The sequence below is a fragment of the Mycobacterium florentinum genome, assembly GCF_010730355.1.
Classification (GTDB): domain Bacteria; phylum Actinomycetota; class Actinomycetes; order Mycobacteriales; family Mycobacteriaceae; genus Mycobacterium; species Mycobacterium florentinum.
Map to the genome: position 1 here is coordinate 1825744 of NZ_AP022576.1, position 23647 is coordinate 1849390.

The 23647-nt window shown below is 66.5% G+C and carries 21 protein-coding genes and 2 tRNA genes; 10 read left to right on the forward strand and 13 right to left on the reverse strand.

What is annotated here, in order from left to right; genetic code table 11:
- The first annotated feature begins 41 nt into the window (after positions 1 to 41).
- Both G6N55_RS08455 and mutT1 read left to right on the forward strand, forming a co-directional pair.
- On the forward strand, positions 42 to 2225 hold the full coding sequence (locus tag G6N55_RS08455) for an RNA degradosome polyphosphate kinase (protein ID WP_085226237.1): 2184 nt from the start codon (positions 42 to 44) through the stop codon (positions 2223 to 2225).
- 72 nt (positions 2226 to 2297) lie between these two features.
- Positions 2298 to 3245, forward strand: a complete 948-nt coding sequence (gene mutT1 / locus G6N55_RS08460) for an 8-oxo-(d)GTP phosphatase MutT1 (RefSeq protein ID WP_139827060.1) — start codon at positions 2298 to 2300, stop codon at positions 3243 to 3245.
- Positions 3246 to 3314: 69 nt separating this feature from the next.
- Here mutT1 and G6N55_RS08465 read toward each other — a convergent pair whose 3' ends face one another.
- The 3 genes from G6N55_RS08465 to leuC form a co-directional block, all read right to left on the reverse strand.
- A complete protein-coding gene (locus G6N55_RS08465; protein WP_085226233.1) occupies positions 3315 to 3932 on the reverse strand; it encodes an HU family DNA-binding protein in 618 nt (205 codons plus the stop codon).
- 213 nt (positions 3933 to 4145) lie between these two features.
- Positions 4146 to 4742, reverse strand: a complete 597-nt coding sequence (gene leuD / locus G6N55_RS08470) for a 3-isopropylmalate dehydratase small subunit (protein WP_085226231.1) — start codon at positions 4740 to 4742, stop codon at positions 4146 to 4148.
- Between the two features lie 20 nt (positions 4743 to 4762).
- Complete coding sequence (leuC, locus tag G6N55_RS08475) at positions 4763 to 6190, reverse strand: 3-isopropylmalate dehydratase large subunit (protein WP_085226230.1); 1428 nt, start codon at positions 6188 to 6190, stop codon at positions 4763 to 4765.
- 86 nt (positions 6191 to 6276) lie between these two features.
- Between leuC and G6N55_RS08480 the strand changes: the two genes are divergently transcribed.
- Both G6N55_RS08480 and G6N55_RS08485 read left to right on the forward strand, forming a co-directional pair.
- Entirely contained in the window at positions 6277 to 6978 is a 702-nt protein-coding gene (locus G6N55_RS08480) for an IclR family transcriptional regulator (protein ID WP_085226229.1), read from the forward strand.
- Between the two features lie 179 nt (positions 6979 to 7157).
- Positions 7158 to 7670, forward strand: coding sequence for a PPOX class F420-dependent oxidoreductase (locus G6N55_RS08485; RefSeq protein WP_085226228.1), 513 nt, complete (start codon positions 7158 to 7160; stop codon positions 7668 to 7670).
- A gap of 4 nt (positions 7671 to 7674) precedes the next feature.
- Here the strand turns inward: G6N55_RS08485 and G6N55_RS08490 are convergent.
- The 4 genes from G6N55_RS08490 to G6N55_RS08505 form a co-directional block, all read right to left on the reverse strand.
- Positions 7675 to 7747, reverse strand: a tRNA-Glu gene (locus tag G6N55_RS08490).
- An 84-nt stretch (positions 7748 to 7831) separates the two neighbouring features.
- A tRNA-Gln gene (locus G6N55_RS08495) sits at positions 7832 to 7903 on the reverse strand.
- Between the two features lie 105 nt (positions 7904 to 8008).
- Entirely contained in the window at positions 8009 to 9475 is a 1467-nt protein-coding gene (gene gltX / locus G6N55_RS08500; RefSeq protein WP_085226227.1) for a glutamate--tRNA ligase, read from the reverse strand.
- Positions 9472 to 10272 (reverse strand): fumarylacetoacetate hydrolase family protein, encoded by an 801-nt coding sequence (locus G6N55_RS08505; protein WP_085226225.1) that lies wholly within the window; start codon positions 10270 to 10272, stop codon positions 9472 to 9474. The genes gltX and G6N55_RS08505 overlap by 4 nt, the downstream gene beginning before the upstream one ends.
- Positions 10273 to 10345: 73 nt before the next feature.
- Here G6N55_RS08505 and G6N55_RS08510 point away from each other — a divergent pair, with 73 nt between their 5' ends.
- Positions 10346 to 11602, forward strand: a complete 1257-nt coding sequence (locus G6N55_RS08510) for an MFS transporter (RefSeq protein ID WP_085226224.1) — start codon at positions 10346 to 10348, stop codon at positions 11600 to 11602.
- On the opposite strand, the gene G6N55_RS08515 is transcribed toward G6N55_RS08510, so the two are convergent.
- Both G6N55_RS08515 and serA read right to left on the reverse strand, forming a co-directional pair.
- Positions 11562 to 12572 carry a 3-isopropylmalate dehydrogenase gene (locus G6N55_RS08515; protein ID WP_085226223.1) on the reverse strand — a complete coding sequence of 337 codons (1011 nt, stop codon included), beginning with the start codon at positions 12570 to 12572 and terminating at the stop codon, positions 11562 to 11564. The genes G6N55_RS08510 and G6N55_RS08515 overlap by 41 nt on opposite strands.
- Positions 12569 to 14155 carry a phosphoglycerate dehydrogenase gene (gene serA, locus G6N55_RS08520; RefSeq protein ID WP_085226222.1) on the reverse strand — a complete coding sequence of 529 codons (1587 nt, stop codon included), beginning with the start codon at positions 14153 to 14155 and terminating at the stop codon, positions 12569 to 12571. Before serA ends, G6N55_RS08515 begins: the two co-directional genes overlap by 4 nt.
- Positions 14156 to 14184: 29 nt before the next feature.
- Between serA and G6N55_RS08525 the strand changes: the two genes are divergently transcribed.
- The 3 genes from G6N55_RS08525 to G6N55_RS08535 all read left to right on the forward strand — a co-directional run bounded on the left by G6N55_RS08525 (position 14185) and on the right by G6N55_RS08535 (position 17205).
- Entirely contained in the window at positions 14185 to 15633 is a 1449-nt protein-coding gene (locus G6N55_RS08525) for a phytoene desaturase family protein (RefSeq protein WP_085226220.1), read from the forward strand.
- A gap of 4 nt (positions 15634 to 15637) precedes the next feature.
- A complete protein-coding gene (wrbA, locus tag G6N55_RS08530) occupies positions 15638 to 16234 on the forward strand; it encodes an NAD(P)H:quinone oxidoreductase (protein ID WP_085226219.1) in 597 nt (198 codons plus the stop codon).
- Between the two features lie 104 nt (positions 16235 to 16338).
- The gene (locus G6N55_RS08535; protein ID WP_085226218.1) at positions 16339 to 17205 is read left to right on the forward strand and encodes a hypothetical protein; all 867 of its coding nucleotides are present in this window, start codon (positions 16339 to 16341) and stop codon (positions 17203 to 17205) included.
- 52 nt (positions 17206 to 17257) lie between these two features.
- On the opposite strand, the gene ilvC is transcribed toward G6N55_RS08535, so the two are convergent.
- From ilvC to G6N55_RS08550, 3 genes are all read right to left on the reverse strand, one after another.
- A complete protein-coding gene (gene ilvC, locus G6N55_RS08540) occupies positions 17258 to 18259 on the reverse strand; it encodes a ketol-acid reductoisomerase (protein WP_085226217.1) in 1002 nt (333 codons plus the stop codon).
- Positions 18260 to 18320: 61 nt separating this feature from the next.
- The gene (gene ilvN, locus G6N55_RS08545; RefSeq protein WP_085226216.1) at positions 18321 to 18827 is read right to left on the reverse strand and encodes an acetolactate synthase small subunit; all 507 of its coding nucleotides are present in this window, start codon (positions 18825 to 18827) and stop codon (positions 18321 to 18323) included.
- Complete coding sequence (locus tag G6N55_RS08550) at positions 18827 to 20695, reverse strand: acetolactate synthase large subunit (protein ID WP_085226215.1); 1869 nt, start codon at positions 20693 to 20695, stop codon at positions 18827 to 18829. The genes ilvN and G6N55_RS08550 overlap by 1 nt, the downstream gene beginning before the upstream one ends.
- Before the next feature lie 381 nt (positions 20696 to 21076).
- Here G6N55_RS08550 and G6N55_RS08555 point away from each other — a divergent pair, with 381 nt between their 5' ends.
- Entirely contained in the window at positions 21077 to 21415 is a 339-nt protein-coding gene (locus G6N55_RS08555) for a PH domain-containing protein (RefSeq protein ID WP_085227071.1), read from the forward strand.
- A gap of 17 nt (positions 21416 to 21432) precedes the next feature.
- On the opposite strand, the gene G6N55_RS08560 is transcribed toward G6N55_RS08555, so the two are convergent.
- On the reverse strand, positions 21433 to 22275 hold the full coding sequence (locus tag G6N55_RS08560; protein WP_085226213.1) for a DoxX family protein: 843 nt from the start codon (positions 22273 to 22275) through the stop codon (positions 21433 to 21435).
- Positions 22276 to 22516: 241 nt separating this feature from the next.
- On the opposite strand from G6N55_RS08560, the gene G6N55_RS08565 reads away from it, so the two are divergent.
- Positions 22517 to 23638 carry a PQQ-dependent sugar dehydrogenase gene (locus G6N55_RS08565; protein WP_085226211.1) on the forward strand — a complete coding sequence of 374 codons (1122 nt, stop codon included), beginning with the start codon at positions 22517 to 22519 and terminating at the stop codon, positions 23636 to 23638.
- Positions 23639 to 23647 lie beyond the last annotated feature (9 nt).

Genomic DNA, 23647 nt, shown 5'->3' on the forward strand with positions numbered 1-23647 from the left:
ACGCCGGATGGATCTGTACCGAGCGCTAGCAGCACCAAGGGGTGATGAGCAATGATTCCATCGTGACCGAAATCGAAGCTGAAGCACGGCTTGACGAAACTGCGTGGCAATCCGGCGACAGCGCGCTGGGAGCGCCCCCCGCCACGACCCCCGCCGCGGCCGACGATGCGCTGCCGGAGGACCGTTACCTCAACCGGGAACTTAGCTGGCTGGACTTCAACGCGCGGGTGCTGGCGCTGGCCGCCGACACCTCGCTGCCGTTGCTGGAGCGAGCCAAATTCCTGGCGATCTTCGCGTCGAACCTCGACGAGTTCTACATGGTCCGGGTCGCCGGCCTCAAGCGCCGCGACGAGATGGGGCTGTCCGTCCGCTCGGCCGACGGCCTTACTCCGCGTGAGCAACTGGCCCGCATCGGCGAGCAGACGCAGCGCATCGCGACCCGGCACGCGCGCGAGTTCCTCGACTCGGTGCGGCCGGCGCTCGCGCACGAAGGCATCTATATCGTCACGTGGGCCGATTTGGATCAGGCCGAGCGCGACCAACTGTCGACCTATTTCACCGAGCAGGTCTTCCCGGTCCTGACCCCGCTCGCCGTCGACCCGGCGCACCCGTTCCCCTTCGTGAGCGGGCTGAGCCTGAACCTGGCCGTCACGGTCAAGGACGAGGGCGGCCAGCACTTCGCCCGAGTCAAGGTGCCCGACAACGTCGATCGCTTCGTCGAACTCGGCGGCGACACCGACGGCAACGAGGGACATGCGGTCGTGCGCTACCTTCCGATGGAAGAGCTGATCGCGGCGTTCCTCCCGGTGCTCTTCCCCGGCATGGAAATCGTCGAGCACCACGCGTTCCGCATTACCCGTAACGCCGATTACGAGGTTGAAGAGGACCGCGACGAAGACCTGTTGCAGGCGCTGGAACGGGAATTGGCGCGCCGGCGGTTCGGTTCTCCGGTGCGACTCGAGGTCGCCGACGACATGACCGAGAGCATGTTGGAGCTGTTGCTGCGCGAACTCGACGTAAATCCCGGCGACGTCATCGAAGTCCCCGGGCTGCTCGACCTCTCCTCGCTGTGGCAGATCTACGGCATCGACCGGCCGGCGCTGAAAGACTGGACGTTCATTCCGGCCACCAGCCCCGCCTTCGCCGACCGGGAAACACCCAAGAGCATCTTCGCGACGCTGCGCGAAGGCGATGTGCTGCTTCATCATCCGTACGAGTCGTTCTCGACGAGCGTGCAGCGATTCATCGAGCAGGCCGCGGCCGACCCCAACGTACTGGCGATCAAGCAGACGCTGTACCGCACCTCCGGTGACTCGCCGATCGTCCGGGCGCTGATCCAAGCGGCCGAGGCCGGAAAGCAAGTCGTGGCAATGGTGGAGATCAAGGCACGTTTCGACGAGCAGGCCAACATCCGCTGGGCCCGCACTCTTGAGCAATCGGGCGTGCACGTCGTCTACGGCTACGTCGGACTCAAGACGCACTGCAAGACGTGTTTGGTGGTGCGTCGCGAAGGTTCAACCATCCGCCGCTACTGCCACATCGGGACCGGCAACTACAACGGGAAAACCGCGCGGTTGTACGAGGACGTCGGTCTGCTGACGGCTTCTCCCGAAATCGGGGCCGACCTGACGGACTTGTTCAATTCGCTGACCGGCTATTCGCGCAAGGTCTCCTACCGCAATCTCCTGGTTGCGCCGCACGGCATTCGGACGGGCATCATCGAACGCGTCGATCGCGAGATCGCCGCCCACCGCGAACACGGCGGCGGACGGATCCGGATGAAGATGAACGCCCTGGTCGACGAGCAGGTCATCGATGCGCTGTATCGGGCGTCGCGGGCCGGTGTGCGGGTGGAAGTGGTGGTGCGCGGAATCTGCGCGCTGCGCCCAGGCACGGAAGGCTTCTCGGAGAACATCTCCGTGCGTTCGATCCTCGGCCGGTACCTGGAACACTCGCGGATCATGCATTTCAATCGCATCAACGAGTTCTGGATCGGCAGCGCCGATATGATGCACCGCAACCTCGACCGCCGCGTCGAGGTCCTGGTTCAAGTCAAGGATCCAAAGCTGACCGCCTATCTGGACGACTTGTTCGACTCGGCGCTGGACCCGTCCACGCGGTGCTGGGAGCTCGAGTCCGACGGGCAGTGGATCGCATCGCCGCGGGAAGGTCACTCCGTGCGCGACCACCAGGAGTCGCTGATGGAGCGACACCGCGGCGCTTGACGCCCGTGTGGTAGTTTTCCAGGCCACCGGATGGCCGGCGTGGCGCTGGCCGAATTGACCTGCAGGAGTGAGGTGTCGGACCAGAACTCGTCGGGCGGTCGGCGCTCAGGGAAGCGGATCGTTTACGCGGCCGGCGCGGTGCTGTGGCGACACAGCAGTGCCGATTCGGACAACCCCGAGCTCGAGATCGCTGTGATCCACCGTCCCCGCTACAACGACTGGTCACTGCCCAAAGGCAAAGTGGACCCCGGCGAAACCGCACCGGTGGCCGCGGTCCGCGAAGTGCTGGAAGAGACCGGGCACCACGCCATCCTCGGCAGGCGGCTCAACAAGGTGAGCTATCCGATCGACCAGGGCGTCAAGAAGGTGTACTACTGGGCGGCGCGCAGCACCGGTGGCAAATTCGAACCGGGCAAAGAGGTCGACGAATTGATCTGGTTGCCCGTCGACGAGGCCATGCAGAAACTCGACTACGCCCAGGATCGAAACGTGTTGCGGCGCTTCACAAAACAACCAGCCGACACGCGTACCGTGTTGGTGGTGCGGCACGGTACCGCGGGCCGGAAATCACGCTTTTCCGGCGATGACACCAAGCGACCGCTGGACAAACGAGGACGCGCACAGGCGGAGGCGCTGGTCGCACAGCTGATGGCGTTCGGCGCCACCCACGTGTACGCCGCCGATCGAGTGCGCTGCCACCAGACGGTCGAACCGCTCGCCGAGGAGCTCGGTGTCAGCATCGAGAACGAGCCGACGCTCACCGAGGAGTCTTACGCCAAGAGCCCCAAACGCGCCCGGCACCGGATACTGCGTATCGCCGGCCACAAGGGCACACCGGTGATCTGTACGCAGGGCAAGGTGATTCCGGATCTGATCACCTGGTGGTGCGAACGCGACGGGGTGAACCCGGATAAGTCACGCAACCACAAGGGCAGCACGTGGGTGCTGTCCCTGTCGAAAGGCCGACTGGTGGCGGCCGATCACATCGGCGGCGCGCTGGCCGCCAACGTTCGGGCCTGACACACGAAATACCCTTCGGGGGCAGCAACGCCGCCCGAAGGGTATTCGCGTCTGAACTCGGTTACCGACCTACTTGCGACCGCGCTTGGCAGCGGCCTTCTTGGCCGGAGCCTTCTTCGCGACCTTCTTGGCCGGAGCCTTGGTTGCGGCCTTGCGCACCGGAGCCTTGGCGACGACCTTCTTCACGGCCTTGACCGCTTTCTTGGCCGGAGCCTTCTTCACGACCTTCTTGGCCGGAGCCTTGGTCGCGGCCTTCTTGGCCGGAGCCTTGGTCGCGGCCTTCTTGGCCGGAGCCTTGGTCGCGGCCTTCTTCACCGCGGCCTTCTTGGCCGGAGCCTTCTTGGCAGCCTTCTTGGCTGCGCCTGCAACAACACCACGTTTCACGGCCGGTCCTTCCGACGGGAGGCGCTGTGCGCCTGCAACAACCGCTTTGAATTGAGCACCCGGGCGGAACGCGGGGACGGACGTCGGCTTTACCTTCACCGTCTCACCGGTACGCGGGTTGCGGGCGACACGCGCTGCGCGGCGCCGTTGTTCGAACACACCGAACCCGGTGATGGTCACGCTGTCGCCCTTGTGCACCGCACGCACAATGGTGTCGACAACATTCTCGACGGCGGCGGTCGCCTGCCGACGGTCCGAGCCCAATTTCTGTGTGAGCACATCTATGAGCTCTGCTTTGTTCATCCAAACCCTCCGAAGCCAGTGGTCCCATTTTGGGAACCGACTAGCGAACACGGTAAACCCTCACCTAGCAAATTGCCAAGCGCCACGCGCAATTTCACGGCCAAGCGACAGGAAATTCCGCAATCCGCTTGCCGCCCTTGGTCGGTGACGCAGGCGAAAAATAAGCCTTGCTTGCTAAGGCGATAGGGCCGAATTACATCCGGATCGCGGAGTTCATGGGGCGGGCAGAGTGCGCGGTTTCCAGTCCGGACGGGCCGCCTCGAATGATTCGATCTGGTCGAGTTTCTGCAGCGTAAGGGCTATATCGTCGAGTCCTTCGAGCAGTCGCCAGGCGGTGTGGTCGTCAATCTTGAACGGCAGCACCGTCGTTCCCGCGGTGATATTTCGATCTTGAAGATTGGCAGTGATTTCCAGTCCTGGAGCCTGCTCGATCAGCTTCCAAAGCAGTTCCACACCGTCTTGGCTGACTTCGGCCGCCAGCAGCCCCGCCTTGCCCGCGTTGCCCCGAAAAATGTCACCGAATCGAGACGAGATGACTACCCGGAACCCGTAGTCCATCAACGCCCACACCGCGTGCTCGCGGGAGGACCCGGTCCCGAAGTCGGGTCCGGCGACCAAGACCGAGCCTCGGTCAAATGGACTGAGATTGAGCACGAATGACGGATCCGACCGCCACGTCGCGAACAGGCCGTCCTCGAATCCGGTTCGGGTGACGCGCTTCAAATACACCGCGGGAATGATCTGGTCGGTATCGACATTGGAGCGCCGCAGCGGCACGCCAATCCCGGTGTGGGCGTGAAAGGCTTCCATCTTCGTCCTCGATTTCGTTTTCAGTTCAGGTCGGCCGGGGTAGACAAGGTGCCACGGACCGCGGTTGCCGCCGCGACTGCCGGCGATACCAAATGCGTACGGCCACCTTTGCCCTGCCGCCCTTCGAAGTTGCGGTTGGACGTCGCGGCGCATCGCTCGCCGGGCGCAAGCTGATCGGGGTTCATGCCCAGGCACATCGAGCAGCCGGCCTGCCGCCATTCGGCGCCGGCGGCGGTGAATACCTCACTGAGCCCTTCCGCTTCGGCTTGCGCGCGCACCCGCATCGAGCCGGGAACGACCAGCATCCGCACGCCCTGGGCCACTGTGCGACCGCGTAGCACGTCGGCCACCACCCGCAGATCTTCGATACGACCGTTGGTACAAGACCCGACGAACACCGCGTCGACGGCGATCTCGCGCATCGGCGTGCCCGGCCGAAGGTCCATATACGCCAACGCTTTCTCCGCGGCCTGCCGCTCGTCGTCGTCGGTCATCAGATCCGGATCCGGCACCGCCGCGCCCAGCGGCACACCCTGGCCCGGGTTCGTACCCCACGTCACGAAGGGGGTCAACGACTCCGCATCGAGATAGACCTCGGTGTCGAACACGGCGCCGTCGTCGGTGCGCAGCTGCTGCCAGTTCCGCACCGCGGCGTCCCACTGCGCACCGGCCGGCGCGTGCGGCCGGCCCCGCAGGAATTCGTAGGTCGTCTCATCCGGGGCTACCATCCCGGCCCGGGCCCCGGCTTCGATGCTCATGTTGCAGACGGTCATCCGGCCTTCCATGGACAGCGATTCGATCGCGCTGCCCCGATATTCGATGACATGGCCCTGCCCTCCGCCGGTCCCGATCTTGGCGATCAGCGCGAGGATGATGTCCTTGGCCGTCACGCCGGGCTGCAAGTCGCCGTCGACGTTGACCGCCATTGTTTTGAAGGGCCGCAACGGCAAGGTCTGGGTCGCGAGCACATGCTCGACTTCCGAAGTGCCGATGCCCATTGCGATGGCACCGAATGCTCCGTGCGTCGACGTGTGACTATCCCCACAAACGACCGTCATTCCCGGCTGGGTGAGCCCCAATTGCGGTCCGACGACGTGCACGATGCCCTGCTCGATGTCGCCCATCGGGTGTAGCCGGATACCGAATTCGGCGCAGTTGCGCCGCAATGTCTCGACCTGAGTGCGCGATACCGGGTCGGCGATCGGCTTGTCGATGTCGACGGTGGGCACGTTGTGGTCCTCGGTGGCGATCGTCAGATCCGGCCGGCGCACCGGCCGACCGGCCAGCCGCAGGCCGTCGAACGCCTGCGGGCTGGTGACCTCGTGCACCAAATGCAGGTCGATGTAGATCAAGTCCGGCGCGCTGCCGTCACCCGACACCACAACGTGGTCGTCCCATACCTTTTCGGCCAGGGTGCGCGGCTTGCCGCCCGGTGCGTCGGTTCCCATCGTGAACTCGCCTCTATTCGCCTCATTCGCGGCTCGCCGATCAATCTGGGCTGTGATCTCATAATGCGAGACGCTAGTATCTCTCTATGAGACAGCATAGCGGCATCGGCGTCCTGGATAAAGCCGTGGATGTGCTGCACACGATCGCGGAATCTCCCTGCGGGTTAGCCGAACTGTGCGAACGGACCGGCTTTCCCCGGGCGACCACCTACCGCCTTGCCGCCGCACTGGAGGTACATCGCCTGCTGGCGCGCGACGACGAAGGGCGTTGGCAGTTGGGTCCCGCGCTGACCGAACTGGCCGCTCACGTCAACGATCCGTTGCTGGCGGCGGGCGCGGCGGTGCTCCCCCAATTGCGCGAGACCACCGGGGAAAGCGTGCAGCTGTACCGCCGCGAGGGCACCTCGCGGGTCTGCGTGGCCGCCCTGGAACCGTCTGCGGGCCTTCGCGATACGGTTCCGGTCGGCGCGCGGCTGCCGATGACGGCCGGTTCGGGGGCCAAAGTGCTGCTGGCGCACAGCGATGCCGCCACCCAAAAAGCGGTGCTGCCGACGGCGAAATTCACCGACCGAACGCTGGCCGAAGTACGCCGGCGCGGTTGGGCGCAAAGCGTTGCCGAGCGCGAGCCGGGAGTGGCGAGCGTCTCAGCGCCGGTGCGCGATAGCCGCGGCGTGGTCGTGGCGGCCATCTCGGTGTCGGGACCCATCGACCGGATCGGCCGGCGTCCGGGAGCGCGCTGGGCAGCCGACCTGCTCTCGGCCGCCGACGCCATGGCTCGCCGTCTGTAATCGTCTCGAATGTGCGTCCAGGGCGGCGAGTGTGCGTGTGGGACGCCCATGACTTCGGGTGTGCACGCACGGCTTCGGGTGTGCACCCACGGCGGGTCCGCCCGGCGTGTCGTCGCCGCCGGCGCACACTCAAAGCCACCAGCGCACGGTCACCGCTGGGCATTTGACAAACTGACGGAATGGGAACCAATCAGCGCGCGAGCATCGTCATGTCCGACGATGAGATCGCCGATTTCGTCGTCAAGAGTCGCACCGGAACAATGGCCACCATTGGTTCCGACGGCCAGCCGCACTTGACCGCCATGTGGTACGCCGTCGTCGACGGCGAGATCTGGCTGGAGACAAAAGCCAAGTCTCAGAAAGCGGTCAACCTGACCCGCGACCCCCGAGTGACCTTCCTGATCGAGGACGGCGACACCTACGACACATTGCGCGGGGTTTCCTTCGAGGGCGTCGCGGAGATCGTCGACGACCCGGACGTCGCGCACCGGGTCGGGGTCAGCGTGTGGGAGCGCTACACGGGTCCGTACACCGACGAGATGAAGCCGTTCGTCGAGCAGATGATGAACAAGCGGGTCTGCGTGCGGATCGTCGCGCGGCGGACGCGCTCGTGGGATCACCGCAAACTTGGATTGCCGCCGATGCCGGTGGGTGGTTCCACCGCACCGGCCGTGCTGGGGACCGGCCAGTAATTTGTAGCCCCGATGGGATTCGAACCCACGCTACCGCCGTGAGAGGGCGGCGTCCTAGGCCGCTAGACGACGGGGCCAGAACCGATCCGAGCTGCCAGCATAGCTCACCCGACGGGGGCCACCTAATCACTCGGCAGCTGCTGTGCAGCCGGACGGATTTGCTGGGGTACCAGGACTCGAACCTAGAATGGCTGAACCAGAATCAGCTGTGTTGCCAATTACACCATACCCCATTGGCTGCCGAAAACCGCTGGTCAGAGCGGCTTTCGCGGGCTGTTACCAGCCGGGAAGACCGCCGCTGCCAGCCGTTGTTGGCCGACGAGCAGACTACCAAAGATTTAGACCGCGCCAGCGCGCGCGGCCCGCAACCGCCCCAGGCTGCGGTCGCGGCCGAGCAGCTGCAGCGACTCGAACAGCGGCGGGCTGATCGTCGTCCCGGTCGCGGCAACCCGGATCGGGCCGAACGCCTTGCGCGGTTTGAGCGCCAGACCGTCGATCAGCGCGGTTTTGAGGGCCTCCTCGATCGCGGGGACGGTCCAGTCCGGCACGCCGTCCAGCGCCGTCAGGGCGGCGTCCAATACCGCGGCCCCGTCCGGACCCAGCTCCTTGGCGGCGGCCTTGGGATCGATGGCGTATTCGTCGTCGTTGAGGAACTTCAGCAGGTCCCACGCGTCGCCGAGCACCACGATGCGGGTCTGCACCAGCTCGGCCGCGATGGCGAACGCGGCCTCGTCGAGCCCCAGGCGATGCCCGTGCAGCGCGAAGTAGTCGCGCAGCCTGCCGGTGAAGTCGGCCACGTCGAGCATCCGGATGTGTTCGGCGTTGACCGCGTCGGCCTTCTTCTGATCGAAGCGGGCCGGGTTCGAGTTCACGTCGGCAACGTCGAACGCGGCCACCATTTCGTCGAGGCTGAACAGATCGTGGTCGTCGGCGATCGCCCAGCCCAGCAGCGCAAGGTAATTCAGCAGCCCCTCGGGGATGAAGCCCCGGTCGCGGTGGGCGAACAAATTGGACTGCGGGTCGCGCTTGGACAGCTTTTTGGTGCCCTCCCCCAATACCGTTGGCAGGTGCGCGAATTCCGGAACGCGTTCGGCCACCCCGATCCGGATCAACGCCTGGTACAACGCCAGCTGACGCGGCGTCGATGGCAGCAGGTCCTCGCCACGCAACACGTGGGTGATCTTCATCAGTGCGTCGTCACACGGGTTGACCAAGGTATATAAGGGATCTCCGCTCGCGCGGGTCAACGCGAAATCGGGCACCGAGCCCGCCGCGAAGGTGGTGGTCCCGCGCACCAGGTCGTCCCACGCGAGATCCTCGTCGGGCATTCGCAGCCGCACCACCGGCTTACGGCCCTCGGCCAGGAATGCCGCGCGCTGCTCCTCGGTCAGCTCGCGGTCGAAGTTGTCGTAACCCAATTTGGGGTTGCGGCCGGCGGCGACGTGGCGGGCCTCGACCTCTTCGGGCGTCGAAAACGCGTGGTACGCCTCGCCCGCGGCGAGCAGCTTGTCCACCACCTCGCGGTAGATGTCGCCGCGCTGCGACTGCCGGTACGGGGCATAGGGTCCCCCGACCTCGGGCCCCTCGTCCCAATCCAGCCCGAGCCAGCGCAACGCGTCGAGCAGGGCCAGATAGCTTTCCTCGCTGTCGCGCTCGGCGTCGGTGTCCTCGATGCGAAAGACGAAGGTGCCGCCCGTGTGCCGGGCGTAGGCCCAGTTGAACAGCGCGGTGCGCACCATCCCGACGTGCGGGGTGCCGGTGGGCGATGGACAGAACCGGACCCGGACACCCCCCGGCGCGGTCACGACTTCCCTTTTCGGACCACGGGATTGGAGAGCATGCCGATGCCCTCGATGGAGATCGAGACGACGTCGCCGTCCTCGATCGGACCGACGCCCGCCGGGGTTCCGGTGAGGATGAGATCACCGGGCAGCAGGGTCATCACCGCCGAGATCCATTCCACGATCGCGCCCACGTCGTGAATCAACAGCGAGGTCCGGCTGTCCTGTTTGACTTGGCCGTTGACCTCGGTGCGCAGCGCGAGGTCGGCCGGGTCGACGTCGGTGACGACCCACGGCCCCACCGGGCAAAAGGTGTCGTGGCCCTTGGCACGAGTCCATTGGCCGTCGGCCTTTTGCTGATCGCGCGCCGACACGTCGTTGGCGATCGTGTAGCCCAGGATGTTGTCGGCGGCCTGGGCTGCGGCCACATCCTTGCACGGACGGCCGATCACCACGGCCAGCTCCCCCTCGAAGTGCACGGGTGATGCGTTGGCGGGCAATCGAATCGGCACATTGGGCCCGATGATCGCGGTGTTGGGCTTGAGGAAGATGATCGGATCGTCGGCCGCCGAACCCGTTCCGAAGTTTGCCATCTCGGCGATGTGGTCGGCGTAGTTCTTGCCGACGCAGACCACCTTGCCGGCCAGCATCGGGGCCAGCAGCCGGACGTCGGCGACCGGCCACGAGCGGCCGGTGAACGTCGGCGTGCCGAACGGGTGCTCGGCGATCTCACGGGCAGTCATCGCGCTGGGATCCTCCAGCGGACCCTCGATGCTGACGAAGGAAACACCATCCGGACTGGCGATTCGACCTAGGCGCATTCACCAAAGCCTAGTGAGGGCCTGCTCAGCCCAATTCAGCCGGGCGGGACGCGCCGTGTGCGAGCATGAGCGGATGCCCACGGACCCGGAGGTTACGGGCCAACTGAGCGCCGGTGCGCGCTGGTCGATCATGATCGTCTCGCTGTGGGTGACGGCGAGTTCGTTCCTCTTCATCAACGGCATTGCCTTCTTGATTCCCTCGCTGGAGGCCAAGCGCGCAGTCCCGCTGACCGAAGCCAGTCTGCTGTCGTCGATGCCCAGCTGGGGCATGGTCGTGACGCTGATCGGCTGGGGCTATGTGCTCGACCACGTCGGGGAGCGGCTCGTGCTGACGCTGGGCTCGGCGCTCACCGCCGCAGCGACTTACGCCGCCGCCGCGGCCCATTCGATGGTGTTGATCGGTGCCTACCTGTTTCTGGGCGGCATGGCCGCGGCAAGTTGCAACACCGCCGGCGCCCGGTTGGTGTCGGCCTGGTTTCCGCCACACCAGCGCGGCCTGGCCATGGGCATTCGCCAGACCGCCCAGCCGTTGGGTATTGCCCTGGGCGCATTGGTGATGCCCGAGCTCGCCGAACACGGTCTGCGGGCCGGGCTGATGTTCCCGGCGTTCGCGTGCACCGCCGCGGCGGTAGCCAGCGCGATCGGCGTCGTCGACCCGCCGCGCAAGCCACGGCAGGTGGCCACCGAACAGGAATTGGCCAGCCCGTACCGGGGATCGTTGGTGCTGTGGCGAATCCACGCGGTGGCGGGCCTGCTGATGATGCCGCAGACCGTGACCGTGACGTTCATGCTGGTGTGGCTGATGCGCCACCATGGCTGGACGATCGCGGAGGCCGGCGGTGTGGTCACCCTGTCGCAGTTCCTGGGTGCGCTGGGCCGTATCGCCGTCGGACGGTGGTCGGACCGGCTCGGCTCACGGATGCGGCCGCTGCGCATCGTCGCGGTCGCAGCGACGTTGGCGTTGTTGCTACTCACGCTCGCCGATGACGGCGATTGGGGTTTCGAAGTGCCGGTGATGATTGCCGTTTCGGTGATCGCGGTGCTGGACAACGGATTGGAGGCAACGGCGATCACCGATTTCGCCGGGTCGTTCTGGAGCGGACGCGCGCTGGGAATCCAGAACACCACGCAGCGGCTGGTGGCCGCCGCGGGCGCCCCGCTGTTCGGTGTCCTGATCGACGCGGCCAGATATCCGACCGCCTGGGCGTTGTGCGGTCTGTTCCCGTTGGCGGCAATACCGTTGGTGCCGGCCAAGCTGCTGCCGCCGGGCCTGGAAACCAGGGCAGCGGCTAGAGCCCGGCCGCGATCAGTTCGCCGACCTCGGCGGTAGAGCGCCGCTCGCTCCCCCGAGACGCGAGATAGGTCTCGACGGCCCGGTCCACCCGGCTCGCGGCCTCGGTGTCGCCGAGGTGGGCAAGCAGCAGCCCCACCGAAAGAATGGCCGCGGTCGGATCGGCAATGCCCTTTCCGGCGATATCGGGTGCGCTGCCGTGCACCGGCTCGAACATCGACGGGTTGGTCCGGGTCGCATCGATATTTCCACTGGCGGCCAAGCCAATTCCGCCGGACACCGCGGCGGCGATGTCGGTGATGATGTCGCCGAACAGGTTGTCGGTGACGATCACGTCGAAGCGCCCGGGATCGGTGACCAGGAAGATGGTGGCGGCGTCGACGTGTTGATAGGCCACCTCGACGTCGGGGTATTCCGCACCGACCTCGGCGAAGACCCGCGACCACAGTTTCCCGGCGAAGGCCAGCACATTGTTCTTGTGCACCAACGTCACATGCTTGCGACGCTGCCGGGCCCGCTCGAATGCATCGACCACGACGCGGCGCACCCCGAACGCGGTGTTGACGCTGACCTCGGTGGCCACCTCGTGCGGCGTTCCCGCCCGGATCGCGCCACCGTTGCCGGTGTAGGGACCCTCGGTCCCCTCGCGCACCACCACGAAATCGATAGCGGGATCTCCCGCCAGCGGGCTGCTCACCCCCTTATACAGCTTGGCGGGCCGCAAATTGACGTGATGGTCGAGCTCAAAACGCAAGCGCAACAACAGACCTCGCTCCAGCACCCCGCTGGGCACCGACGGGTCACCGATCGCCCCGAGCAGGATCGCGTCATGCTCGCGCAGCTCGGCCAGCGCCGACTCCGGCAGTAGCTCGCCGGTGGCGTGGAAACGCCGTGCGCCCAGGTCGTATTCGGTCTTCTGCACGCCCGGCTTGACCGCATCAAGGATCTTGACCGCCTCGCCGACTACCTCCGGCCCGATCCCGTCACCGCCGATGATCGCCAATTTCATGACAGGTCAACCACTTCCAGCTTGTTGGCGCCGACCGCGGTCGCGATCTCGGACCGGACGTCGCCGGGCACGTCACGGTCGAGCCGTAGCAGAATCGTCGCGCTGGAGCCTTCGGCGTCCTCGGAGAGCTGTGCGGCTTGGATGTTCACCCCGGCCGCACCCAGCAGGGTGCCGATCTTGCCCAGCGCGCCGGGCTGGTCGGCGTAGTTGATCACCAGATTGGTGCCCTGGGCCCGCAGATCGAAGTTGCGGCCATTGATCTGCACGATCTTCTCGACCAGCTGCGGACCCGACAACGTGCCCGCGACATTGATCCGCGAGCCGTCGTGACCGGCCACCCGCACGTCGAGGACGCTGCGGTGATTGGGGCTCTCCGAGGCCGTGCTGATTTCGGCCGTCACACCACGCTCGGCGGCCAGCGCCGGCGCGTTGACGAACGTCACCGGATCCTCGACGACGGCCGAGAACAAACCGCGCAGCGCCGAAAGCTTCAGCACCTCAACATCTTCGGAGGCCAGCTCGCCGCGCGCCTGCACCGACAGCGAGGTGGGAGCGCCATCGGTGAGCGCCGCGGCCAGCAGCCCGAGCTTGCGCGCCAGGTCCAGCCAGGGAGCCACCTCTTCGTTGACCACGCCGCCGCCGACGTTGACCGCGTCGGGCACGAACTCCCCGGCCAGCGCCAGCCGCACACTCTCGGCGACGTCGGTGCCGGCCCGATCCTGCGCCTCGGAGGTGGACGCCCCCAAGTGCGGCGTCACCACCACTTCCGGCAGCTCGAAAAGGGGGCTGTCCGTGCAGGGTTCGGTCGAGAAGACGTCCAGGCCGGCCGCGCGCACATGACCGCTGCCGATCGCCTCGGCCAGCGCAGCCTCGTCCACCAGGCCACCGCGCGCGGCGTTGACGACGATGACGCCCGGCTTGGTCTTGGCCAGCGCCTCCTTGTCGATCAGGCCGGCCGTCTCGGGTGTCTTGGGCAGGTGCACCGAGATGAAGTCGGCGCGGGCCAGCAGTTCGTCCAGGGGCAACAATTCGATGCCGAGCTGGGCGGCGCGGGCCGGCGACACGTACGGGTCGTACGCGATGACGTGGGTGCCGAAGGCCTCGATCCGCGCGGCGACCAGCTGGCCGATGCGGCCCAGCCCCACGATGCCGACCGTCTTGCCGAAGATTTCGGTGCCGTTGAACTTCGACCGCTTCCAGGTGTGTTCCCGCAGGGTGGCGTCGGCCGCGGGGACCTGGCGCGCCGCGGCCAGCAGCAGCGCCAGGGCGTGCTCGGCGGCGCTGTGGATGTTCGACGTCGGCGCGTTGACCACCAGCACGCCGCGCTCGGTGGCGGCGTCCACGTCGACGTTGTCCAGGCCGACGCCGGCGCGGGCGACGATCTTGAGCTTGGGGGCGGCGGCCAGCACCTCGGCGTCGACCGTGGTGGCCGAACGCACCAGCAGCGCATCGGCCTCGGGCACCGCGGCCAGCAGCTTCTCCCGGTCCGGACCGTCTACCCAGCGCACCTCGACCTGGTCGCCCAGGGCGGCGACAGTTGATTCGGCGAGTTTGTCGGCGATTAACACAACAGGCAAGTTCACGCGGCCAGCCTATCGGCTGTAATTGGCCGATGGACGTCACCGTCGTCGGCAGCGGACCCAACGGGCTCTCCGCGGCCGTGATCTGCGCCCGAGCCGGACTCAAAGTGCAGGTCGTCGAGGCGCAGCCCACGTTGGGCGGCGGGGCCCGCACCGCCGCCGACCCAGAATTTCCCGGAGTCCAACACGACATCTGCTCGGCGGTACACCCGCTGGCGCTGGCGTCGCCGTTCTTCGCGGAGTTCGACCTGTCCGCCCGCGGCGTGCAGCTGGCGGTCCCGGACATCGCCTACGCCAACCCGCTGCCGGGCCGGCCCGCGGCGATCGCCTACCGCGACCTCGAACGCACCTGCGCCGAGCTGTCCGACGGCGCGTCCTGGCGACGGCTGCTGGGCCCGCTGGTGGCCGACTGGCAAGCGGTCGTGGATTTGCTGCTCGGCGACAAACGGTCGGTGCCCGGTTCGTTGCCGTCGGCGCGACGCCTGGGGCTGCGGATGCTGACGCAGGGCACGCCGGCGTGGGGATCGTTGGCCGGCGAGGACGGCCGCAGCTTGTTCACCGGCGTTGCCGCCCATGTACTTTCGCGCATGCCGTCCTTGACGGCGGCCGGGGCCGGCTTGATGCTGGCGACGCTCGCCCATTCGGTCGGCTGGCCCATCCCGGTGGGTGGCAGCCAGGCGATCACCGACGCGCTGATCGCCGACCTGCGCGCGCACGGCGGTGAGGTGATCGCCGGGGTCGAAATCACCGAACCGCCGGCCGGTGTCGTCGCCTACGACACGGCACCGACCGCTCTGCTGCGGATATACGGGGACGCGTTGCCGGACCGATACGCAAGATCTTTGCGCCGCTATCGATTTGGACCGGGAGTCGCCAAAGTCGATTTCGTGCTCGGCGGCGAGATTCCGTGGTCGGATGCACGCCTGCGACACGCTCCCACCCTGCACCTCGGCGGCAGCCGGGAGCAGATGGCACTGGCCGAGAAGGAGATCGCGGCCGGACGTCACGCGCAGTGGCCGATGGTGCTGGCCGCCGCCTCGCACGTCGCCGATCCCGGGCGCATCGACGCGGCGGGCCGCCGTCCGTTCTGGACCTATGCCCATGTCCCGGCGGGTTCGACGCTCGATGCCACCGAGGCCGTCACCGCGACGATCGAGCGGTTCGCGCCCGGCTTTCGCGACGTCGTGGTCGCCGCCCGCGCGATCCCCGCCGCGCACCTGAGCGAGCACAACGCCAACTACGTCGGCGGCGACATAGGGATGGGCGGAAATTCCGCGTGGCGCGCGATCGCCGGACCCACGCCGCGGTTAAACCCTTGGCGTACACCGATTCCCAAGACGTATCTGTGTTCGGCGGCCACCCCGCCCGGCGGCGGCGTGCACGGCATGGCCGGCTACTTCGCCGCGCGCACCCTGTTGCGCCAGGAATTCGGCATCGAGAAAATGCCCTTTTTGGGGCCCGACTCCTCGGGCCTAAGCTAACGCCGTGACCAAACTCGCGATCATCTATTACTCGGCCACCGGCCACGGCACCACGATGGCCAACCGCGTCGCCGCAGCGGCCGAGGCCGCCGGCGCCGAGGTCCGGGTGCGCCACGTCGCCGAGACGCGCGACCCGGAATCCTTCGCGCAGAACCCGGCCTGGACGGCGAACTACAACGCCACCAAGGATCTGCCCGCGGCCACCGCGGACGACATCGTGTGGGCCGACGCCGTGATCTTCGGCTCGCCCACCCGGTTCGGCTCACCGGCGGCGCAGTTACGCGACTTCCTGGACTCACTCGGCGGGCTGTGGGCCGACGGCAAGCTGGCCGACAAGGTGTACGCGGGCTTCACCTCCTCGAACACCGTGCACGGCGGCCAGGAGACCACGCTCGTCGCGCTCTACTTCACGCTGATGCACTTCGGCGGCATCCTGGTGCCGCCCGGGTACACCGATCCGTGCAAGTTCGTCGACGGCAACCCCTACGGCGCCAGTCTGGTCACCACGCACGACAACATCGAGGACATCGGCGACGTCACCGGCTACGCGCTGGAACACCTGGCGCGCCGGGTCGTCACGGTCGCCGGGAAGTTGGCCTAGCCCTTGGCCTCGCGACATTGACGTAAGCGTGACGACACGCCGTACTTCGTCGCGCTGGCGTCGATTTCGGCGCACCTGTCGGTGGCCTCGCCCACGATCGACGCATGACGGAAGTGTTCGTTGGCAGCGAAGCGGTCGCGGCCGCCGCGCTCACCGCGCACCGGCTGAGGAGTCGGAACCGGCCGATCTTCCGTGGCGTCTATATGCCGACGTGGTGCGACCCGACGATTGACGACTACATCGTCGGCGCCTGGCTGTGGTCGCGTAAACGAGCGGTGGTAGCGGGTGTGGCAGCGTCGGCGCTGCACGGTGCCCAGTGGGTCGATGCGAAGACGCCCGTCGAGCTGGTCGCGAAAAGCGCGCGGCCACAACACGGACTGATCGTTCGCAACGAGACCCTGCGCGCCGACGAGGTCACGCAGGTCACGCGTCACTCGATCACGCTCCCGGTGACCACGCCCGCGCGCACCGCCTTCGATCTCGGCCGTCACCTGCCGCGAGGTGAGGCGTTGGCGCGACTTGATGCACTCGTGCGTGCCACCCCATTCTCCGTGGAGGACGTCTTATTGCTCGCTAAGAGACACCGGGGCGCTCGTGGCATGCGACGGCTCAATGCTGTACTCCCGTTGATCGATGGCGGCGCAGCATCACCGAAGGAAAGCTGGCTGCGTCTGCTGTTGCTCGACGCCGGATTGCCGAAGCCGACCACACAGATACCGGTGCATCGTGGCTGGCAACTCATGGGCCTGCTCGACATGGGTTGGGAGGACTACTTGGTCGCCGTGGAATACGACGGCGATCAACACCGGACCGACCGACGCCAGTTCGTCAGGGACATCAACCGGATCGAGGCGATGGAAGACCTTGGCTGGGTGGTGATTCGCGTCGTCGCCGAGCATCGCCCGCGTCACATCGTCGACCGGGTTGCTGAGGCGCTGGCGCGCCGTGGTTATCGCCGAAATCGACGTTAGCGCGACGACACGCCGAAAATTGCCGCACTAACGTCGATCTCGACGAAAGTAGTTATGCCGTCTCGGTGATCGGGCGGTCCACCCAGCTCATCAGGTCGCGCAGCTTCTTGCCGGTGACCTCGATGGGGTGCTCGGCGTTCTCCTTGCGCAACTGCTCGAGCTGCTTGTTGCCGCCCTCGACGTTGGCGACGAGCTTCTTGGTGAAGTCGCCATTCTGGATGTCGCGCAAAATCTCTCGCATCCGCTCCTTGGTGCCGGCGTCGATGACACGCGGGCCGGACAGGTAGCCGCCGAACTCCGCGGTGTCGGACACCGAGTAGTTCATCCGGGCGATGCCGCCCTCGTACATCAGGTCGACGATCAGCTTGAGCTCGTGCAGCACCTCGAAGTACGCCATCTCCGGCGGGTAGCCCGCCTCGACCATCACGTCGAAACCGGTCTTCACCAATTCCTCTGTGCCACCGCACAACACGGCCTGCTCACCGAACAGGTCGGTCTCGGTCTCGTCCTTGAACGTGGTCTTGATGACGCCGGCCCGGGTGCCGCCGATGGCCTTGGCGTAGGACAGCGCCAGCGCCTCGCCCTTGCCGGTCGGGTCCTGATCGACGGCGATCAGCGCAGGGACCCCCTTGCCGTCGACGAACTGACGACGGACCAGGTGGCCGGGCCCCTTCGGGGCGACCATCGCGATCGTGACGTTGCCCGGCGGCTTGATCAGGTCGAAGTGAATGTTGAGACCGTGGCCGAAAAACAGCGCGTCGCCGTCCTTCAGGTTCGGTTCGATGTCGTTGGCGAAGATCTCGGCCTGGGCGGTGTCGGGTGCCAGCAGCATGATCACGTCGGCCCACTTGGCGACCTCGGCCGGGGTGTCGACCTCGAGCCCCTGCTCGGAGACCTTGGGCCGCGACTTCGAGCCCTCCTTGAGGCCGACCTTCACCTGCACACCGGAGTCGCGAAGGCTCAGCGAATGCGCGTGCCCCTGACTGCCGTATCCGATCACGCCGACCTTGCGACCCTGGATGATCGACAGGTCTGCGTCGTCGTCGTAGAACATCTCTAATGCCTCTGGCACGGTGAATCTCTCTTTCTGGTTGAACTTTTGGAATATGTATCGCTTATTTGGCGGTGCCGATTCCACGCGGCCCGCGGGACAGCGACACCACTCCCGATTGGACGATCTCGCGGATACCGAACGGTTCCAGCACTCGCAGCAGCGCCTCGAGCTTGCCGCGGGTACCGGTCGCCTCGACGGTCAGCGAATCCAGCGATACGTCGACTACCTTGGCGCGGAACAGGTTTGCCGCTTCGATTACCTGAGCACGGGTACCTGAATCGGCCCGCACCTTGATCAGCGCCAACTCGCGAGCCACCGAGTTGTCCTCGTCCTGCTCGACAATTTTGATGACATTGATCAGCTTGTTGAGCTGCTTGGTGACCTGTTCGAGCGGAGTCTCCTCGGCGGAAACCACGATGGTCATCCGCGACATGTCCTTCTGCTCGGTGGCACCCACAGCCAGCGACTCGATGTTGAAACCTCGCCGCGAGAACAGCGCCGCGACGCGCGCGAGCACACCCGGCTTGTCTTCGACCAACACCGAAAGCGTGTGCGTCCTGGCGTACATCAGGCGTGCCCCTCGGTTTCGTCGTCGAACAGCGGGCGAATTCCGCGGGCGTGCTGGATCTCGTCGTTGCTTGTCCCGGCGGCCACCATCGGCCACACCTGTGCGTCGGCGCCGACGATGAAGTCGACCACGACGGGCCGGTCGTTGATCGCGCGCGCCTGGTTGATCGCGTCGATGACGTCTTCTTCACGCTCGCAACGGATTCCGACACAACCCAACGCCTCGGCCAGCTTCACGAAGTCCGGGATGCGGTGTGAGTGCGTGGCCAGGTCGGTCTGCGAGTAGCGTTCCTCGTAGAACAGGCTCTGCCACTGCCGCACCATGCCCAGGTTGCCGTTGTTGATCAGCGCCACCTTGATCGGGACGCCCTCGATCGCGCAGGTGGCCAACTCCTGGTTGGTCATCTGGAAGCAGCCATCGCCGTCGATCGCCCAGACCTCGGCCTCGGGGCGAGCGACCTTGGCGCCCATGGCCGCCGGGATGGCGAACCCCATGGTGCCCAGCCCGCCGGAATTGAGCCAGGTGCGCGGCTTCTCGTAGGAGATGAACTGGGCCGCCCACATCTGGTGCTGACCCACCCCGGCGACATAGATGGCGTCGGGCCCGGCGATCTTGCCGAGCTGCTCGATCACGTACTCCGGGCTCAGGCTGCCGTCGCTCTGCGGGCCGTAGCTCAGCGGGTACGTGGACTGCACCTCGTCCAGATATTTCCACCAGGCCGTCATCTCGATCTTGCCCGGAGTCTCGTACTGGCGCAGCATCGCGATGAGGTCGGTGATCACGGCTTTGACGTCGCCGACGATCGGCACGTCGGCGACCCGGTTCTTGCCGATCTCGGCCGGGTCGATATCGGCGTGGATGACCTTCGCTTCGGGCGCAAAGGAATCGAGCTTTCCGGTCACCCGGTCGTCGAAGCGGGTGCCCAGCGCGATCAGCAGGTCACTGCGCTGCAGCGCGGCCACCGCGGCAACCGTGCCGTGCATGCCCGGCATGCCCAGGTTCTGCCGGTGGCTGTCCGGGAAGGCGCCCCGCGCCATCAGCGTGGTGACCACCGGGATCCCGGTCAGCTCAGCCAAATCCCGCAATTGCTCGGTCGCCTCGCCACGGATGACGCCGCCACCGACATACAGCACCGGTTTGCGCGCCCGCGCGATCAGCTTGGCGGCCTCACGGATCTGCCGGCTGTGCGGCTTGAGGTTCGGCCTGTAACCGGGCAAGTCCATCTTCGGCGGCCAGGCGAAGGTGCACTGACCCTGCAACACGTCCTTGGGGATGTCGACGAGCACCGCACCGGGACGTCCCGAAGAGGCGATGTGGAAGGCCTCGGCCATGACCCGCGGAATCTCGTCACCGGAGCGCACCAGGAAGTTGTGCTTGGTGATCGGCATTGTGATGCCCGAGATGTCGGCCTCCTGGAAGGCATCGGTCCCGATCAGCGACCGCCCGACCTGTCCGGTGACGGCGACCACGGGAATCGAGTCCATCTGCGCATCCGCCAGGGGGGTCACCAGATTGGTGGCGCCGGGGCCCGACGTGGCCATCATGACGCCGACCTTGCCGGTCGCGTGCGCATAGCCGCTTGCCGCGTGACCCGCGCCCTGCTCGTGCCGAACCAGCACGTGCCGCAGCTTTTTCGAGTCGAATAGCGGGTCATAGACCGGCAGCACCGCGCCGCCGGGGATCCCGAAGATGATCTCGACGTCGAGTTCCTCCAACGACCGGATTACCGACTGGGCGCCGGTAAGTTGTTGCGGTGCAACATGTTTCGCTTGCTTGGCCGGAACTTTTGCGGAGGTTTCCGCGGCGCCCGGCGCCCAGTCGTCGCTGTTTTGCGACTCGGGTGTCTGTGACCTGGTGGGTGCGCTCACTGTGGTGATTGTCCTCTTAGTCCTGATTTGGCTGTGGAAGTTTCGTTGATACGCAAGAAAAAACCCCCGTCAGCTCTCGCTGATCGAGGGTTGCGCGTTGGTGCCGGATCGCTTCACATACTGAAGGAATTAGTCACGCACCAACGCGCCGACTAATTACTACGAGCATCCCGGGCTGTCCGGTGGTATCCATAGCGTTCGACGGTAGCCTTCGCACTGCTCAACCGTCAAATCCGGTGCGGGCCGGACCAATCATGGCCACCCGGGCGGTCATCGGCGGCGGCGCGAAATCGGCGACGCAGGCCGGGGTGAAATGATGCTCGGGTGGCTTCTGGTTCTACCGCCCCGACACCCGCGCGCATAGTGATCAAAATCTCACCGATGGCCCACCTCGCCGTGGGATTTCTGACCCTCGGGCTGCTGATCCCGGTGCTGGCGTGGCCGCTCTCGACCCCGCTGCTGCTGATCCCGGTGCTGTTGTCCGCATTGATCATCCGGCTGCGCACCGTGGCCGACGGCGACGGTGTGACGGTGCGAAACCTGCTCGACAGCCAGACGGTCGGCTGGGACGACATCGAAGGGCTGCGCTTCCACCGGAGTTCGTGGGCACGAGCCAAGCTCAAGAGCGGAGCGGAACTGCGCTTGCCGGCGGTCACTTTCGCGACACTGCCGCAGCTGACGGCGGCCAGTTCCGGGCGAGTGCCCAATCCCTACCGATGACCGCCTGAAAAGGCGATTCAGGCGATCGGATTGACGCCGTTGAGCAGCACCCACACGGCGATACCGGCGGCGATACCGGCGAGCAGGGCGACGAACGACCCGATGAACGGCCGGTGTGCCCATCTCCTGTTGGCGTCCAGGCCATAGCGGCCGGGTCCGGCCAGGATGATCGCCACGGCGAGCAGGATCAGTGTGATCTGGTACTCGTGCCCCTGGGGCAGGAAGTACGAGAAGGTGTGCGGCCGCGCCGAGATGCTGACCAGCAGCTCGTTGATCAGGAACGCCAGCGCGCCCGCCGCGGCCACCGGGGTGAACAGCCCCAGCACCAGCAGCGCGCCCGCGGCGATCTCCCCGCCCGCGCTGACGTAGGACAGGATGTCGGCGTGCTGGTAGCCGGCGTCGGACAGCGAGTTCTTGAAGGCGCCCAACCCCTGACCGCCCCACCAGCCGAAAAGCTTCTGCAGGCCGTGCGCGCCGAGCACCACCCCGAGGCCGACCCGCAACACCAGCAAACCGAGATTCTGGGTGCCGCGCCGCCCGATCGCGCGTTGCCGTTCGTAGTCCTCGCTCGGGTCGATCTCGGCGGGTTCGGCCGCCAGGTGCCGCGGCGCCGGCTGCGGCTGCACGTAAGGCAGCGGCTCCTGCTGGTCGAGGACGTTGTACGACGGCCCGGCGGGGCTGGCGACCTGATTCGGGTCTTGGTACGGGATGACGGAGGTAGTTCCGAAGTCGCCCGGATACCCGACGGGGGTCAGGTCATCTTCGGGGTCGACCAAGCGCGCTGTGGCGGGGCGTCCCGGGGCCGGCTCCGGAACTTCGCCGGGCCGCTGCCAAGGTGCGTCATTCGATTGACCGGTCACGGGTGTCAGGGTAAGGGCATTCAGGCCTGAATTGGGGATTTGAGCGGCGCTTTCGCCGGGTTATTGACGCCCGTACCGCGAAATGGGCGCGGATTGGCCTCAAATGTGCATCGCAGGGTTCCGAAATGGTGAACGCGCGCTGAAAACGGGCCGCCCGCCAACGCCGCCGCGATCGGCGTCCGGACGCCCCGACAGGCACGCCTGTGGCGCCGGTGCCCGCCCTATCCGTAGCCTGTCGATCATGCGTTTGGGGTGGCCGGTTCGGTGCGGGCTCGCTGCGCTGTGCGCGGCCATGCTGGTCGCGACGGGCTGCGCGCGGTTCAACGACGCCGCCTCCGCGCCCTTCACCACCGCCCCCGAACTCAAGCCCCAGCCCAGCTCGACGCCTCCCCCGCCGCCGCCGTTGCCGCCCACGCCGTTTCCCAAAGCCTGCCCCGCCCCCGGGGTGATGCAGGGCTGCCTGGAGAGCACCAGCGGCCTGATCATGGGGCCCGACAGCAAAACCGCTTTGGTCGCCGAGCGCACCACCGGCGCGGTCAAGGAGATCTCCGTCAGCGCCGAGCCCAAGGTGAAACTGGTCATCCCGGTCGACGGGTCCGGGGACGGCGGGTTGATGGATATCGTGCTGTCGCCGACCTACTCCCAAGACCGGCTGATGTACGCCTACGTCAGCACGCCCACCGATAACCGGGTCATCCGCATCGCCGACGGCGATATCCCCAAGGACATCCTGACCGGGATTCCCAAGGGCGCCACCGGGAACACCGGAGCGCTGCTGTTCACCAGCCCGACCACGTTGCTGGTACTGACCGGCGACGCCGGTAACCCGGCGATGGCGGCCGATCCGAAATCGTTGGCCGGCAAGGTGCTGCGCATCGAGCAGCCGACGACGGTCGGTCAGGCGCCGCCGACGACCGCGCTGTCCGGCGTCGGATCGGGCGGCGGATTGTGCGTCGATCCGGTCGACGGCTCGCTGTATGTGGCCGACCGCACCCCGACCGCGGACCGGTTGCAGCGCATCACCAAAGCCTCGGAGGTCTCCACGGTGTGGACCTGGCCGGACAAGCCGGGCGTGGCCGGATGCGCGGCGATGGACGGGACCATCATGGTCAACCTGGTCAACACCAAAATGACGGTGGCGGTAAGGCTTGCGCCGAACACGGGCGCGGTCACCGGTGAACCCGACGTCGTCCGCAAGGACACCCACGCCCACGCATGGGCCTTGCGCATGTCGCCGGACGGAAACGTTTGGGGCGCCACGATCAACAAGACCGCCGGCGACGCCGAGAAGCTTGACGACGTGGTGTTCCCGCTGTTCCCGCAGGGCGGCGGCTTCCCGCGCAACAACGACGACAAGGCTTAGTTTTTTTCC